Source organism: Bacillus sp. URHA0034, assembly GCF_056280405.1.
Genome location: NZ_JBWCDK010000002.1, coordinates 4490241 through 4504521 on the forward strand (window position 1 = coordinate 4490241; position 14281 = coordinate 4504521).

At 40.4% G+C, this 14281-nt stretch carries 16 protein-coding genes; all 16 read left to right on the top strand.

From position 1 onward, the window contains the following. The first annotated feature begins 48 nt into the window (after nucleotides 1-48). The 16 genes from ACZ9EE_RS23500 to ACZ9EE_RS23575 all read left to right on the top strand — a co-directional run bounded on the left by ACZ9EE_RS23500 (nucleotide 49) and on the right by ACZ9EE_RS23575 (nucleotide 14217). The gene (locus ACZ9EE_RS23500) at nucleotides 49-525 is read left to right on the top strand and encodes a type II secretion system protein (RefSeq protein ID WP_476031057.1); all 477 of its coding nucleotides are present in this window, start codon (nucleotides 49-51) and stop codon (nucleotides 523-525) included. Continuing rightward, nucleotides 522-1268 carry a prepilin peptidase gene (locus ACZ9EE_RS23505; RefSeq protein ID WP_476031059.1) on the top strand — a complete coding sequence of 249 codons (747 nt, stop codon included), beginning with the start codon at nucleotides 522-524 and terminating at the stop codon, nucleotides 1266-1268. Before ACZ9EE_RS23500 ends, ACZ9EE_RS23505 begins: the two co-directional genes overlap by 4 nt. Before the next feature lie 27 nt (nucleotides 1269-1295). Beyond that, nucleotides 1296-2294: a type IV pilus biogenesis protein PilM gene (pilM, locus tag ACZ9EE_RS23510; protein ID WP_476031061.1), complete on the top strand. Its 999-nt coding sequence runs from the start codon at nucleotides 1296-1298 to the stop codon at nucleotides 2292-2294. Then, entirely contained in the window at nucleotides 2294-2944 is a 651-nt protein-coding gene (locus ACZ9EE_RS23515) for a PilN domain-containing protein (RefSeq protein WP_476031063.1), read from the top strand. The genes pilM and ACZ9EE_RS23515 overlap by 1 nt, the downstream gene beginning before the upstream one ends. Before the next feature lie 174 nt (nucleotides 2945-3118). After that, the gene (gene pilO / locus ACZ9EE_RS23520; protein ID WP_476031065.1) at nucleotides 3119-3919 is read left to right on the top strand and encodes a type 4a pilus biogenesis protein PilO; all 801 of its coding nucleotides are present in this window, start codon (nucleotides 3119-3121) and stop codon (nucleotides 3917-3919) included. Between the two features lie 134 nt (nucleotides 3920-4053). After that, complete coding sequence (locus ACZ9EE_RS23525) at nucleotides 4054-5139, top strand: hypothetical protein (protein ID WP_476031067.1); 1086 nt, start codon at nucleotides 4054-4056, stop codon at nucleotides 5137-5139. 195 nt (nucleotides 5140-5334) lie between these two features. Next, nucleotides 5335-5904: a Maf family protein gene (locus ACZ9EE_RS23530; protein ID WP_476031069.1), complete on the top strand. Its 570-nt coding sequence runs from the start codon at nucleotides 5335-5337 to the stop codon at nucleotides 5902-5904. A 52-nt stretch (nucleotides 5905-5956) separates the two neighbouring features. Then, a complete protein-coding gene (radC, locus tag ACZ9EE_RS23535; protein ID WP_476033064.1) occupies nucleotides 5957-6631 on the top strand; it encodes a RadC family protein in 675 nt (224 codons plus the stop codon). 163 nt (nucleotides 6632-6794) lie between these two features. After that, on the top strand, nucleotides 6795-7817 hold the full coding sequence (locus ACZ9EE_RS23540) for a rod shape-determining protein (RefSeq protein WP_476031071.1): 1023 nt from the start codon (nucleotides 6795-6797) through the stop codon (nucleotides 7815-7817). 60 nt (nucleotides 7818-7877) lie between these two features. Beyond that, nucleotides 7878-8759 (top strand): rod shape-determining protein MreC, encoded by an 882-nt coding sequence (mreC, locus tag ACZ9EE_RS23545; RefSeq protein WP_476031073.1) that lies wholly within the window; start codon nucleotides 7878-7880, stop codon nucleotides 8757-8759. Continuing rightward, complete coding sequence (gene mreD, locus ACZ9EE_RS23550) at nucleotides 8756-9274, top strand: rod shape-determining protein MreD (protein ID WP_476031075.1); 519 nt, start codon at nucleotides 8756-8758, stop codon at nucleotides 9272-9274. Before mreC ends, mreD begins: the two co-directional genes overlap by 4 nt. A 144-nt stretch (nucleotides 9275-9418) precedes the next feature. Further along, on the top strand, nucleotides 9419-10099 hold the full coding sequence (gene minC, locus ACZ9EE_RS23555; RefSeq protein WP_476031077.1) for a septum site-determining protein MinC: 681 nt from the start codon (nucleotides 9419-9421) through the stop codon (nucleotides 10097-10099). 1 nt (nucleotide 10100) lies between these two features. Continuing rightward, a complete protein-coding gene (gene minD / locus ACZ9EE_RS23560; RefSeq protein WP_476031078.1) occupies nucleotides 10101-10904 on the top strand; it encodes a septum site-determining protein MinD in 804 nt (267 codons plus the stop codon). A gap of 104 nt (nucleotides 10905-11008) precedes the next feature. Then, entirely contained in the window at nucleotides 11009-11809 is an 801-nt protein-coding gene (locus tag ACZ9EE_RS23565; protein ID WP_476033065.1) for a peptidoglycan DD-metalloendopeptidase family protein, read from the top strand. Then, nucleotides 11802-12671 (top strand): M50 family metallopeptidase, encoded by an 870-nt coding sequence (locus ACZ9EE_RS23570; protein WP_476031079.1) that lies wholly within the window; start codon nucleotides 11802-11804, stop codon nucleotides 12669-12671. The genes ACZ9EE_RS23565 and ACZ9EE_RS23570 overlap by 8 nt, the downstream gene beginning before the upstream one ends. A gap of 88 nt (nucleotides 12672-12759) precedes the next feature. After that, entirely contained in the window at nucleotides 12760-14217 is a 1458-nt protein-coding gene (locus ACZ9EE_RS23575; RefSeq protein WP_476031080.1) for an Rne/Rng family ribonuclease, read from the top strand. Nucleotides 14218-14281 lie beyond the last annotated feature (64 nt).

Here is a 14281-nt window from a genome sequence, read left to right on the forward strand (position 1 = left end):
CTCATAGAGAAATAATACTAGGTTCATAGAACCAGAAGGAGTGGGGAAATGGTACAAGCTTTAAAAGCAAAAATGAAAGAACAAAAAGGTTTTACTTTAATTGAATTACTTGCAGTAATCGTTATTTTGGGGATTATTGCAGCAATTGCAATTCCTGCGATTGGAAATGTCATTAATAAGTCAAAGGAAAAAGCTGAGGTGCAGGATGCCCTATTAATAATTAATGCAGCAAAGTTATTTGTCGCAGATAAACAACCAACAGATGATATATTACTAACTATTGATGGAAATACAAAAGTAGATGATGCAACGGTTACTACAGTTGATAGTTTAGATGCGTATATTGATCGTGTAAAGGATGAAGGTTTCCAAGTAAAAGTTACTCAAGATACTGCAGATGATGGTACAATTAAATACTCTTATTCAATTACAAATCATGATGCTGTACCAGTTGTAGATTCCAGTAAAGCAACAAAGGCTGCTGGCTATGTTACAGAGAAAAAGTTATCAGAATATAAAAAATGATAATTTTTATATTATTTATTTACGGTTTACTTTTTGGCTCCTTTTTCAATGTAGTCGGCCTAAGAGTCCCATTAAAGCAATCAATTGTCACACCAAGATCTGCATGTCCAACCTGTGGACATCAGTTAACACCATTTGAACTAATTCCGGTTTTATCATATCTGCTTCAAAAAGGGAAATGCCGCGGCTGTCAGTCGCGGATTTCTCCTGTCTATCCGACTTTTGAACTATTAACCGGAATCCTCTTTGCCTTAACGCCATACGTAATTGGATGGTCTGGAGAACTAATCGTTGCCTTGACGTTCATCTCAATGTTTATGATTATCACTGTGTCCGATATTCATTATATGATCATCCCTGATAAAATTTTGCTTTGGTTTGCAGGGATTTTTTTATTGGAACGGTTTATTTGGCCGTTAACCCCATGGTGGGACAGCCTATTAGGTGCAGTTACCGGATTTCTCCTTCTGCTCATCATTGCTGTTGGCAGTAAGGGTGGAATGGGCTTTGGTGATGTGAAGCTGTATGCCCTAATTGGTTTCGTTGTAGGATTTAAGATGGTATTATTATCTTTCTTCCTGGCAACATTATTTGGCGCAGTGATTGGCGGCTTGGCACTTTTGTTTAGAATCGTAAAAAGACGACAGCCAATACCATTTGGTCCGTTTATTGCGGCTGGGACATTGACAGCTTATTTTTGGGGTACGGATCTTATTAACTTATACTTTAAAATCCTTTATTAAGGATATTTTACTAAGGGGTTTATAAATATGGCATTTTCCCTCTTTTCAACTAAAAACAGAATAATCAATCTGGTGATAAATGACCATTCGATTCGTATTTTGGAATTAAAACAAGAGAATCCGCCGACACCACAAAGATGGTTAGAACGCTTCTTACCGCCTGGAATTATCACTGACGGGAAAATTGTCGATTTCGATTCTCTTTCAAGCATCCTCGAAGAATGTATTGATGATTGGAAGATTCGCAGGCGGACTATTCGTTTTATCGTTCCAGATCCACTTGTGATTATCCGAAAGGTTACGATACCAGCCGATGTTCAAGATGATGAAATCAAGGGTTATCTATATTTAGAGCTCGGCTCCAGTATCCATTTACCATTTGAAGAACCAGTCTTTGACTATTACTCACTAACTGATAATGGAAAGACGAAGGAATTGCTTTTATTTGCAGCACCGGAACAAAATGTAATGGATTATGTAGACCTGCTTAATCGCTTAAAATTGAATCCAGTCGCAGCAGATATTTCCCCGCTTTCCCTATACCGGTTGTATCATAAATTAGACCGAGCAGTTGTGGATGAAGTTTTGTTTACGATTCAGTTCGATTTAACGAGTGTAAATTTATGTATTTTTGATGAAACCGTTCCGTTAGTGATGCGCCATTTCTCGTTGCCGTTTGCTATCGATCAATGGGAAATATCTCGAGATACATTAGGCTTAATGGTTTGTAAGTTTACCGGAGAACCTGAAGAATTGGTCGTTCAATTTGAAGATATTTTTAAAGAAATTAATAAGTTATTAGATTTTTACCGTTATTCACAAAGTAATAATGAAAAACAGGATATTACTAAGTTTCTATTAAATGGGGACCATCCAATGGTGATGGCCATTTTTGATGAGATGAAAGAAAGATATGATATTCCTGTTGATATAATTACGATTGAAAATGAAACGAAGAGCAAACATATGAGCATACCGTCAAATCTTTTCTTACCTTTAGGTCTTGCTTTAAAAGAGGTGCAATAATGCTAGTAGAAATTAATCTGCTCCCTCAAAAAGAACCTAAAAAATTTAATATTATTTATTTATCGGCCATTGTGGCTGTGCTTATCTTGATCGGTGGGGTCTATTTTTGGCAGATTAATTCCGTCAAAAGTGATGTGGCTTCAGTAGATCAGCGTATTGCCGCGACAAATAAAATTACGGAAACCACTGAAAAAAATGCCACCCACAATGAAACAACCAACTCGGCAAGCTTATTAAAGGCAGCGGTTGAATGGGCAGATGATTACCCGATTCAAACGGTCCCAGTGATGAGACATCTAACTGCACTTTTACCAGAACGCGGATTTATTCAATCCTTTGCGTATACCGAGGCAGGCATTGTAACAATTAGTGTTCAATTCGATAGTTCTCGTGAAGCGGCATATTTTTTAGAAAGTTTAAAAGACTCTGACTGGATTGAAGATGTGAGTCTTACTTCCTTAACGGCAAATGAAACAGAGGAAGCTGCTAATACTGCCACGCAGTCAACCGGACAAACTCACGGCAGCAGCAACTACGGGAACGGCCGCTGGTACAACAACAAACACAGCAGCTTCTGCCCAAGCCGCTACAAATGGCCAAAGTGCTGCTACTGCAGGGCAAACGGGTCAAACAAGTACAACAACAACTAATTCAAACACGACAAATACAGGCGTTGTATCCAATGGAACTACAACAACTAAGCCTGCTAATAATAATATTGTGCCAAGATATGTTGGACAATTTGAAATTAAGTTTAATAAAGACGTGATCAAAAACAAGAGTAAGACAGGGGAAGGAGTGACGGCATCATGAAGCTCCGCCTTTTGAAAATAGATAAAATCATCATGGGTGCTGGTGTCCTATTAATCATGATCGTCATTGTTTATTCTCAGTTCTTCTCGCTAAGCCCATTAAAGTCAGATTTATCTATAAAAGAACAATCCCTAGAGACAGAGCAAAAGCTTTTAGACACCATTACACAGAAAAATACAGAAACGGCTAATACGGAATCGGAAGATACTTCCGAGCTTCAGAAGAAGGTACCTGTTGAGCCTCTTCAAGAACAATTTATTCTTGATTTAGAAAAGGCAGAAAATGTCTCGAATAGTGAAATAAAATCGATGAGTTTCTCTAAAGACGCGGATGTTACGGTTGCCACCGATCAAACAAACGCGCAAACTGGAGCAACAGGTCAAACCACTGCACAAACGACAACAACCAATCAATCTGACACTGCGGCTACTCAGAGTACAACCAGTACAACAACAACGGATCAATCAGGAACCCAGCAACAAGCTGCTACTCCTTACAGCGGGTTAAAAAAATTAACGGTTCAGCTGTCAGTAGAGTCAGCAACCTATCAGAATTTGGAGAAATTCATTCAAACAATTGAATCTCTTCCAAGGATTGTCTCAGTTGAAGCGATCAATTATACAGGTGATAAAGAGGTTACTAGTCTTCAAACAGAGACTCAGCCGTTAACCTATTCGCTCACAGTTTCGACTTTTTATATGCCTAGTTTGACCGATTTACAAGCAGATCTTCCAAAAATGGATACACCTGCACCAGCAGGTAAAGAGAACCCCTTAAGCCAATTTCCGGCTGCCGCGACAACTCAACCATAGTATGTACGATGGCGAACTACCAAACAATTTGACGAAAGACTACCATAACAAGACGACAAAAGTCTTGTTATTTTTTTTTACCCTTATGTTAGGATGAAACCAATGACCCTTCGGAAGAGAGAGGAGTACAAGCAGTGGACAAGCCTAACAAAGGCAATACAATCAAGATAAAATTAAATGGCGAGACCAAAAATTTTGAGGAAGAACCAAAGCAAATCGACCTCGAACGAAACATCGAACCTATTCCAAGAGTGATAGAAATAGATTCGAATAAACTAGAAAATGATGTATTCTTAGAAACAGCCGCAGCCCAGGAATCGGTCGATGAAAGCTTTGACTGGATCATTCCGGAAACCTCCGATCAAGATATAGAGGAACTTTCGATTGCAGGCAATAAAAAAACAAAAAAGCCCAGCCTCCCCAAAATAGCATCCTTTTCAACCAATTCAATCAAGAAGAAAAAGGATCGTAACATTGTCACTATTATCACCTCAGCTGCTTTTGCCATCCTAATAGGTACAACAATTGGTTTTGTTATGTTGAAATTAGTGATCACAGGACCAACGGAAAAGGCGGGAACTGCAACGGTCCCAACAGTTGCTAAAGAAACTGGAAATACGACAGTCAACCAAACTGTAGAAAAAGCCTCAAGCGCTATTACTATGGATAAATTGACAACCTATGTGATCCAAGGGGGGGTATTCTCCTCGAAGGACGGTGCAAAGGAAACATCTACCGAGGTTACTTCCAAAGGTGTTCCAGCAAAGTTGGTTGAAATAAGTGGGAAGCAATATCTATTCCTTGGGGTAGCCGATTCCATTGAAACTGCTAAGTCACTTGGCAATCAATATAAAACAGATGGCGTCGGAGATGTCTTTGCCAAGCCGCTGTTACTAGATGAAAAACAAGTATCGGGTCTAAATGATAAAGAGAAAAGCTTCCTAAAGAATGTACCTTCTATCTATGAAACGTTATCCCTAGCAACCTCGACGGCTTTACTAAACGATGAGCTGTCCTCAGAATCGACTAAGGCGATTACAGGACTCGAGGCACAATTAAAGACGAGCGGCCTAAAGAATGAAAAGGTGAAGACGATAAAAACAGAATTAACTACCACGGCTGATAAGCTAAATACCTATCAAAAGTCCAACAGTAAAAAGAGCCTCAGTCAAGCTCAGCAGCATCTTTTAAACTTTTTAAGTGCCTATTATTCCTTGTAATTGACAATAGTTGATATTTTCCGGGAAATAAGTCGTACCAGCTGGTAGGGCTTTTTTCTTGATGTTAACTAAAAAAATGCATAATTTGACAATATTCTTCAAAATTTAATCATATTAAAATTGTTTGCTTCTAAAATTTCTGATAGGATTATCATGTATCTCCCTATAATATATGCCAAAAGGTCAGGTGATTAAATGCAAAACCTCATTTTAGCCTCTTCTTCTCCACGGCGGAAAGAACTTCTAGAAAATCTCCACTTATCATTTGCGGTCTCTAGCAGTGAAGTTGATGAAAGCTTTGATCCTGCACTCTCCCCAGACGAAGTAGTCATGGAGTTAGCCGAGCGTAAAGCACAAGTCGTTTTTCAAAAAAATCAAGACTCCTTTGTGATCGGCTCGGACACAGTTGTGGTTGCGGATAATCAAATCATAGGAAAGCCAGCTGACGAAGCAGAAGCGATTAGCACGTTAAAAAGGTTATCAGGACGGCAGCACGAGGTTTTTACGGGTGTTGCTATCGTGTCCCCAACAGGTACCAGCAAATTTTATGAAAGAACAGAAGTATGGTTTTGGGAGTTAACAGACGAAGACATTAACGCCTATGTGCAAAGCGGTGAACCGTTTGATAAAGCAGGGGCTTATGGAATACAGCAATTAGGCAGCATGCTTGTCAAAAAAATAAATGGAGACTATTTTGCGGTTGTCGGTCTGCCAGTCGCAAGGACTATAAGGGAATTGAAAAAGGCCGGCTACTCTTTGCCATAATAGAAAAAAGACTCCCACTAAAAAGGGAGGAAACTAAGTGTCAACAAATACCATGATGATTCGTGATTTTCCGCAGGATGAACGGCCAAGAGAGCGGTTTATTAACCATGGACCGCAAAGCTTATCGAACCATGAACTGGTAGCGATCCTGCTTCGAACCGGAACAAAAGATGAATCAGTCTTGCAGTTATCCAATCGCCTGTTAACGCATTTTGAAGGTTTGCGCATGTTAAAGGGTGCAACTTTAGAGGAAATGACGGAAATCAAAGGGATTGGTTCCGCTAAGGCGATTCAAATTCTCGCTGCGGTGGAAATTGGCAGACGGATTGCCAATCTTAATTACACGGATCGGTATGTGATCCGCTCACCGGAAGACGGAGCGAAGTATGTCATGAACGATATGCGCTTTTTAACCCAGGAACATTTCGTCTGCTTATTTTTAAATACGAAGAATCAAGTCATTCATAAACAGACTGTCTTTATCGGGAGCTTAAATGCCTCGATCGTGCACCCTAGGGAAGTTTTCCGCGAAGCCTTAAAGCGTTCCGCAGCATCCATTATTGCGCTGCATAACCATCCCAGCGGCGACCCTACTCCAAGCAAAGAAGACATTGATGTCACGAAGCGGCTGGTCGAGTGTGGAAAGATCATTGGCATCGATTTGCTGGATCATCTAATTATCGGTGAAAACAAGTTTGTGAGTTTAAAGGAAAAAGGATATTTATAACACTAGGATATTATTTGACGTTAGGATATAATATTGGGTATGATTTTTTAGGACTGTTTTTTTAAGTAATCATTTAAATAGTACGAAAAAAGACATGATAATTAAGGTGATTACCTGCCTATAGAATTTGTGCATTTCGTATCAGAAAGGGAGATACAACATTATGTTTGGAATTAGACCTAGAGATCTTGGAATTGACTTGGGAACGGCCAACACCCTCGTCTATGTAAAAGGAAAAGGCATTGTATTAAGAGAGCCTTCCGTTGTGGCCATGCAGACCGATACAAAAAGTATTGTCGCTGTAGGAAACGACGCGAAAAATATGATTGGACGGACCCCGGGGAACGTAGTGGCCATGCGGCCGATGAAGGATGGCGTCATTGCTGATTTCGAAACGACCGCTACCATGATGAAATACCATATTCGTCAAGCACAGAAAAGTAATAATCTTTTTTCCGGCAAGCCATATGTGATGGTTTGCGTACCATCAGGTATCACTGCGGTCGAAGAAAGAGCTGTTATTGATGCGACAAGACAAGCAGGGGCAAAGGATGCCTATACGATTGAAGAGCCATTTGCTGCAGCCATTGGCGCGAACCTGCCTGTTTGGGAGCCAACCGGCAGCATGGTTGTTGATATTGGTGGAGGTACGACGGAAGTAGCGATTATCTCCTTAGGAGGAATCGTAACGAGCCAATCTATTCGTGTGGCTGGTGATGAAATGGACGATTCCGTTATTTCTTATATTCGTAAAAACTATAATTTGATGATCGGGGAACGGACCGCTGAACAAATCAAAATGGAGATTGGGTCTGCTGGTATACCTGAAGGCGTCGATAATATGGAGATTCGCGGCCGTGATTTATTAACGGGTCTGCCAAAAACCATCGAAATTACCGCAAAAGAAATTGCGACCGCCTTAAATGATACCGTCTATGCGATCGTTGAAGCAGTTAAAAATACATTAGAAAAAACACCGCCTGAGCTTGCTGCTGATATTATGGACCGCGGCATTGTCTTAACTGGCGGAGGCGCGCTTCTTCGTAATTTGGACAGAGTAATTAGTGAAGAAACGAAAATGCCTGTCTTAATTGCTGAAAATCCGCTTGATTGCGTTGCGATTGGCACTGGAAAAGCGCTCGATCATATCCATCTGTTTAAAAACAAAGCAAGGGATTCACGTTAAGCAGAAACTTTTTAAGACTACTACTTTCTTATCTATATAGAAAAAAAGAGGTGTATAATCATGCCACAGTTCTTTATGAATAAACGACTGATTCTATTGCTTGTCAGCATTATTGTTCTCGTGGCATTGATTGGGTTTTCTTTAAGGGAGAGAAGCAAACTATCCTGGCCGGAGCAATTTATAAAAGATACAACCGGCTGGGTTCAATCCTTGGTTTCAAAGCCTACCAACTATGTTGCAGGCTTTTTTGAAAATCTCCAGGATCTTACCAATACATACGAAGAGAATAAAGAATTAAAATCACGGGTTGAAAATGTTGCCAGCCTTGAAGCACAGGTTCAAGAGCTGAAGAACGACAATAAAGAACTCCGTGATGTTCTCGGTGAAAAGAAGACCCTGAGAGATTATGAACCACTTCCAGCTACTGTGATTGGAAGAAATCCTGATCGTTGGCATGAAATGATTATAATCGACAAAGGTAAATTAAACGGTGTGAAGAAAAACATGGCAGTTGTCACAGCCAACGGCTTAATTGGAAAAGTAAAGAGTGTAACTCAATTTAGCTCAACCGTTCAGCTGTTGAGTTCGATGGATCCGAAGAATCGGATTTCGGCAATTGTGCAAGGAAAAACGAATGTATATGGATTGGTAGAAGGCTATGACAGTGAGAAAAAATTACTTCAGGTTAAAGCCATCCCTTCTGGTGCGAAAATTGAAAAAGGACAGACCGTCATCACCTCCGGGTTAGGAGATGTTTTTCCGAAAGGCTTAATGATCGGAAAAGTGGTTGAAATAAAACAAGATCAATATGGATTAAACCAAACGGCTTTGGTAAAACCAGGGGCTGATTTTTATGATATTAAAACAGTCATCGTCACGAAAAGAGTAATGGCTCAGTCGGTTACTACAGATTCAACATCAGGGAAGGAGACGGGATCGTGAAAAAATTCCTTCTTCCCCTTTTCTTTCTGTGTTTATTTATTTTAGAAAGCTTGTTTGTCCAATACGTTCCAACCAATCTTTTTGGTCAAAATAAAATCATTGCTCCTCACTTCCTTTTTGCTGCTTTGTTATTTCTGACTATCTTTGTAAGCAGAAAACAAGGAATTATTTATGCAGCGATCTTTGGGCTTTTGTTTGATATTGTTTATATTGAAATTATTGGAATTTATCTTTTCCTTTTTCCGTTTATTGCCTATCTGGCTTCTAAAATCCTGAATATCCTGCAAAATAATTTTTTTGTCGCCATCCTGATCACAATTGTAGGGATTGCGTTATTAGAAGTGGGCGTTTATGAATTGGACCATTTGATCCATGTGACCGACATGGATTTTATGAGCTATCTTCAGTTGCGGTTTTACCCAACACTTATCTTAAATGCGCTATTTGTGATCCTTGCGGGATATCCTATAAAAAGATTGTTCGAAAAACATATGGATGCAATAAGGGCTGAATAGTCAAATACTTTGTTTTCTTTTAAAAAAGGAGAATGGAGCCTTCGTGTCGAATTTGTATTAAATGTCTGTATTTTTTGATTTGGAATAGGTCTTAAGTGTGGCTATTCCTAAATTGTTTTCTTATTATGAGGTGAAAAATTCTCCATGAAAAAGCGGCAAAATGTTACAATAAAAGGTACGAAGGAAGGTCTTGTCCTTCATCTTGACGATACATGTTCCTATCAGGACCTAAAAAAGGAACTGGATGAAAAACTTTCGGCAAACTCGCGGATGCAGGATGAGCGCAATTTAATTTCGGTAAAAGTTAATGTCGGTAACCGCTATATTACCTTAGAGCAGCATGAAGAGTTAAAACAGCTCATTCTTCAAAAGAAGAACTTGGATGTCGATGATATCGTTTCGAATGTCATTACGCTGGAAGAAGCAAAACAGCTAAAGACTGAAAATGAGGTAAAGACTGTTTCGAAAATTATTCGTTCAGGGCAAGTTCTGGAAGCCCCTGGTGATTTATTATTAATTGGCGATGTTAACCCTGGTGGTACCGTTATCGCCGGTGGAAATATTTTTATAATGGGATCATTAAAAGGTGTTGCACATGCCGGCTGCTATGGCAACGATGAGGCTGTCATTGCAGCGTCTAGTATGAAACCATCGCAGCTGCGGATTAGTGATCAAATTAATCGCGCACCGGATCATGCAGAAAACAATGAACCGCGAGAAATGGAATGTGCTTACATAAATGAGGACCGGAAGATCATTGTTGATAGATTACAAGTTTTAGTTCATGTAAGGCCTAATTTAAACAGATTCGAAGGGGGACTTTAAGGTGGGAGAGGCAATCGTAATTACATCCGGTAAGGGCGGAGTGGGTAAAACCACTACTTCTGCTAATATCGGGACTTCTTTAGCCCTTCAAGGCAAAAAGGTATGCTTAGTTGATACAGACATCGGTCTTCGAAATTTGGATGTAGTCATGGGATTAGAAAACAGGATTATTTATGACCTGGTCGATGTGGTAGAAAAAAGATGTAAAATCCATCAAGCGTTGGTCAAAGATAAACGTTTTGACGGTTTATTATATTTACTTCCGGCGGCACAAACGGTGGATAAATCAGCCGTAAAACCGGAACAAATGAAAGAATTGATTCTCGAATTAAAGCAAGACTATGATTATATTATTATTGATTGCCCTGCCGGGATTGAACAGGGCTTTCAAAATGCGATTGCTGGTGCTGATAAAGCGATTGTCGTCACAACCCCTGAGGTATCGGCTGTTCGTGATGCCGACCGGATTATCGGTCTTTTAGAAAAACAAAAGAATATGGAAGCGCCGAAATTAGTTGTCAACCGGATCCGTAATCATATGATGAAGACAGGCGATATGCTCGATATTGATGAAATTACCCAGCATTTATCGATTGGATTAATTGGGATTGTCGCTGACGATGAAGAGGTCATCAAAGCCTCCAATCACGGTGAGCCGATTGCACTTAATCCAAATAGCAAGGCCTCCATTGCTTACCGGAATATCGCAAGAAGGATTCTTGGTGAATCGATTCCGCTTCAGCCGCTTGAGGAAGCTAATAAAAATGTCTTTACGAAAATTAAAAAGTTTTTTGGTGTCAGATAAATCGTTTAAATCCGCCTGTCCGCATAAATGTGGACAGGCTTTTGTCATACTCGTCCATCCTCGTACATAAACTTGTACAAAAAGCAGGAAAAGGGTTGATGGGTATGGCGCGGTCTACACCGGAAGAAATACGGCGGCGAATCGCCAAGAGAAAAAAAGAACAAGGTAGCAATGCAAATTCAACAAGTCCAGAACGCCAAATTGCTTGGCCGGGGGATGATGAACATTATGATTTTAAGTATACGAGTCCAAGTCCTTCCGACACCGGTGGCGGTGATGCCGGGCATCCTCTCTTTAAAAAAGAAGTCTTCTTTTTCAAAATCTTAGCTTCAGCACTTCTCTTCTTAGTGGTCGCAATTCTATTTCGTAATCATACAGCAAAACTCGAGCCGGCTCGGGATTTTGTCACAAGTCAAATGGACAAGGACTTTAAGTTTGCCGTCGTATCCAATTGGTACGAGGAAAAGTTTGGGAAACCATTAGCCCTCCTGCCTTTTACTGACGATAAAACGTCAGATAAAAAAAACGTGGCAGATAATCAAAATCTTTCTGTGCCGGCAATGGGGAAGATTCTTGAAAACTTCGAAAAAAATGGCCAGGGAATCATGATTGAAACAAGCAAGGGTGCTCCGGTTCAAGCAATTAATGATGGTCTAGTTACGTTTGCGGGTGTAAAAGAAGGGATTGGTAAAACCGTCATTATCCAGCACTCTGACAAATCAGAGACATGGTACGGTAATTTGGATGAAGTTAAAGTGAAGTTGTATGAGTATGTCGGCAAGAGAGATGTAGTTGGAACCGTATCTGCCTCTACAGGTGAGGATAAGACAAAAGGTAAATATTATTTTGCAATTAAAAAAGACGATAATTTTATCGATCCGATCCAGGTGATCCGATTTGAATAGGATGATTACTCTTCTAAGACTTGTTTCAATCCATCCGTTATTGTGGATTGTGATTGCCCTGTCGATTGCTACCGCACATTTTCTTGAAGTCGCGATGCTGCTTGGAATAATTTTTATACATGAGATGGGGCATGCTGCTGCGGCTTCTTTTTTTTCCTGGCGGATCAAAAAAATCTCCTTGCTTCCATTTGGCGGGGTAGCGGAAATGGATGAACATGGTAATCGTCCTTTAAAGGAAGAGACGATTGTTGTGCTTGCCGGGCCCCTGCAGCATGTCTGGATGGTTGGACTCGCGTATCTCTTGTTTTCACTCCAGCTGCTTCCGGAGGATTTATTTCATCTCTTTCTCAATTATAATGTGATGATTTTTGTTTTTAATCTATTCCCAGTTTGGCCGCTTGATGGGGGCAAGCTGGTATTTTTACTGCTCTCATTAAAAGATTCATTTCCACGAGCCCATCAGTTGACATTAATGGTTTCTCTCGTTTGTTTAAGCTTGTTTTCGGTGATGATTTTATTAACAGCGCCATTGCATTTGAATGTTTGGGTAGTAATCTTTTTCCTTTTTTTCTCGCTTTACCATGAATGGAAGCAGCGGCGCTATATCTTTATGAGATTTTTACTTGAGCGCTATTACGGGAAAAAGGCGACCCCAGACATCCTCAAGCCCATTCAGGCAAATGAAGAGGACTTGGTCATACATGTTCTCGAAAAATTTCAGCGCGGCTGCAAGCATCCCATTATCGTCGAGGCAGATGGACGGGAAACCGGAAAATTGGATGAGAACGAGCTCCTCCATGCCTATTTTTCCGAAAAACGGTTGACCGATAAAATCAGTGACCTTCTTTTTTCCTACTATTAGGGTATAATAATAAAAATGAGAGAAGCGCTTCGGATCACGAGCGCTTCTTCAGCGATTAAAGAAAGCTTGTAAAGTGAGGACGCTTCAATTGGAAAGATTAGTTGTGAACTATCAATCACGGGAAAAGCGATTTGCTTATCTGCGAGATAACCGTGTTGAAAATATTGTCATTGACCGACCGGAACATCGTTCGCTGGTCGGTAATATTTATTTAGGGACGGTTACAAAGGTGCTGCCAGGTATGAACGCTGCCTTCATAGATATCGGTGAGGAGAAAAATGCCTATTTGCACCGCAATGTTCTCCCGTCGTACGTTCAATCCAAGGATCAACAAAAGAACGTTACCTCCTTTGTTCATCAAGGCGAAAAAATGCTTGTACAGGTTGAGAAAGACGCGACAGGCACCAAAGGCCCAAAAGTCAAAGGAATCATCGAGATAGAGGGAAATCATCTAGTATATATGCCACAAGGACGGTATGTAGCGGTATCTAAAAAAATTGCCCATGAATCTAAGAAAATGACCTTGCGCAAAATCGGAACAAAGTTGAAAACGGAAGAAGAAGGGATGATCTTTCGGACATCAGGGATCTATAGTTCAGAAGAGGAAATCGCCGCTGAACTTCAAACTCTTAGAGAGAAGTATCAACAACTGTTACAAAAAGCGTCAGCCCAAAAAAAGCCTGGGATCATTTTTCAAAAGGACAGTTTTATTGAAATGATCATCACCCAAGCGGGCCGAATGAAGTCAGGTGAAATCATCGTTGACGATCTTTCTCTAAAAAATATTCTCGAATCGGTCAACGATCAGACTAAGCTTACCTATTACAACGGCAAAGAGAATATTTTTTCAAGCAGCAAAGTGGAGCATGAAATTGACCGAGCGTTAAAGCGGGTCGTTTGGCTTGATCATGGGGCTTACCTGATCTTTGATGAGACCGAAGCGCTCACGATTATCGATGTCAACACAGGGAAATTTTCCGGTAACATCGATTATGAGGAAACGGTCCTTAAAACCAATCAGCTTGCAGCAAAAGAAATCGTCAGACAGCTTCGTCTCCGTGATATTGGCGGAATTGTTTTGATTGATTTTATTGATATGCCCCGCGAACAGGACAAGCAAACCATTTTTAATACTGTGGAATCAGAATTAAATAAAGATGAAAGAAGAACAAAAATCATCGGGTTTACAGAACTTGGCATTCTTCAACTGACAAGGAAAAAGACGAAGGTTTCCTTATCAGAAGCGCTAAAGGTGAAATGTCCGGTCTGCGAGGGCACAGGCCGTATTCTTAGTCCGGAAACGGTTGCGTTCCGGCTTGAGCGCGAGCTGTTAGAGCACCGCAACTCCGATTTTGAGGCCATTCTGATTGAGACAACACCAGAGGTGAAGGAAGCGCTCCTCGGAACACATGAGGCCCACAAAGAGGTGTTAGAGGAACTTCTTCATCTGAAACTTTATTTTACGCTTCAGCCTGCTTTACCGCATTTTTATCAGTTAAAGCAGTTTGGTAATGCAGTTGAACTTTCGCAAAAGGAACGACTCTAACTTTTTGAAGTGCCCAAATGGCTATTGACACATTCAATTAATCTATGTTAGTATCTTAATGTTA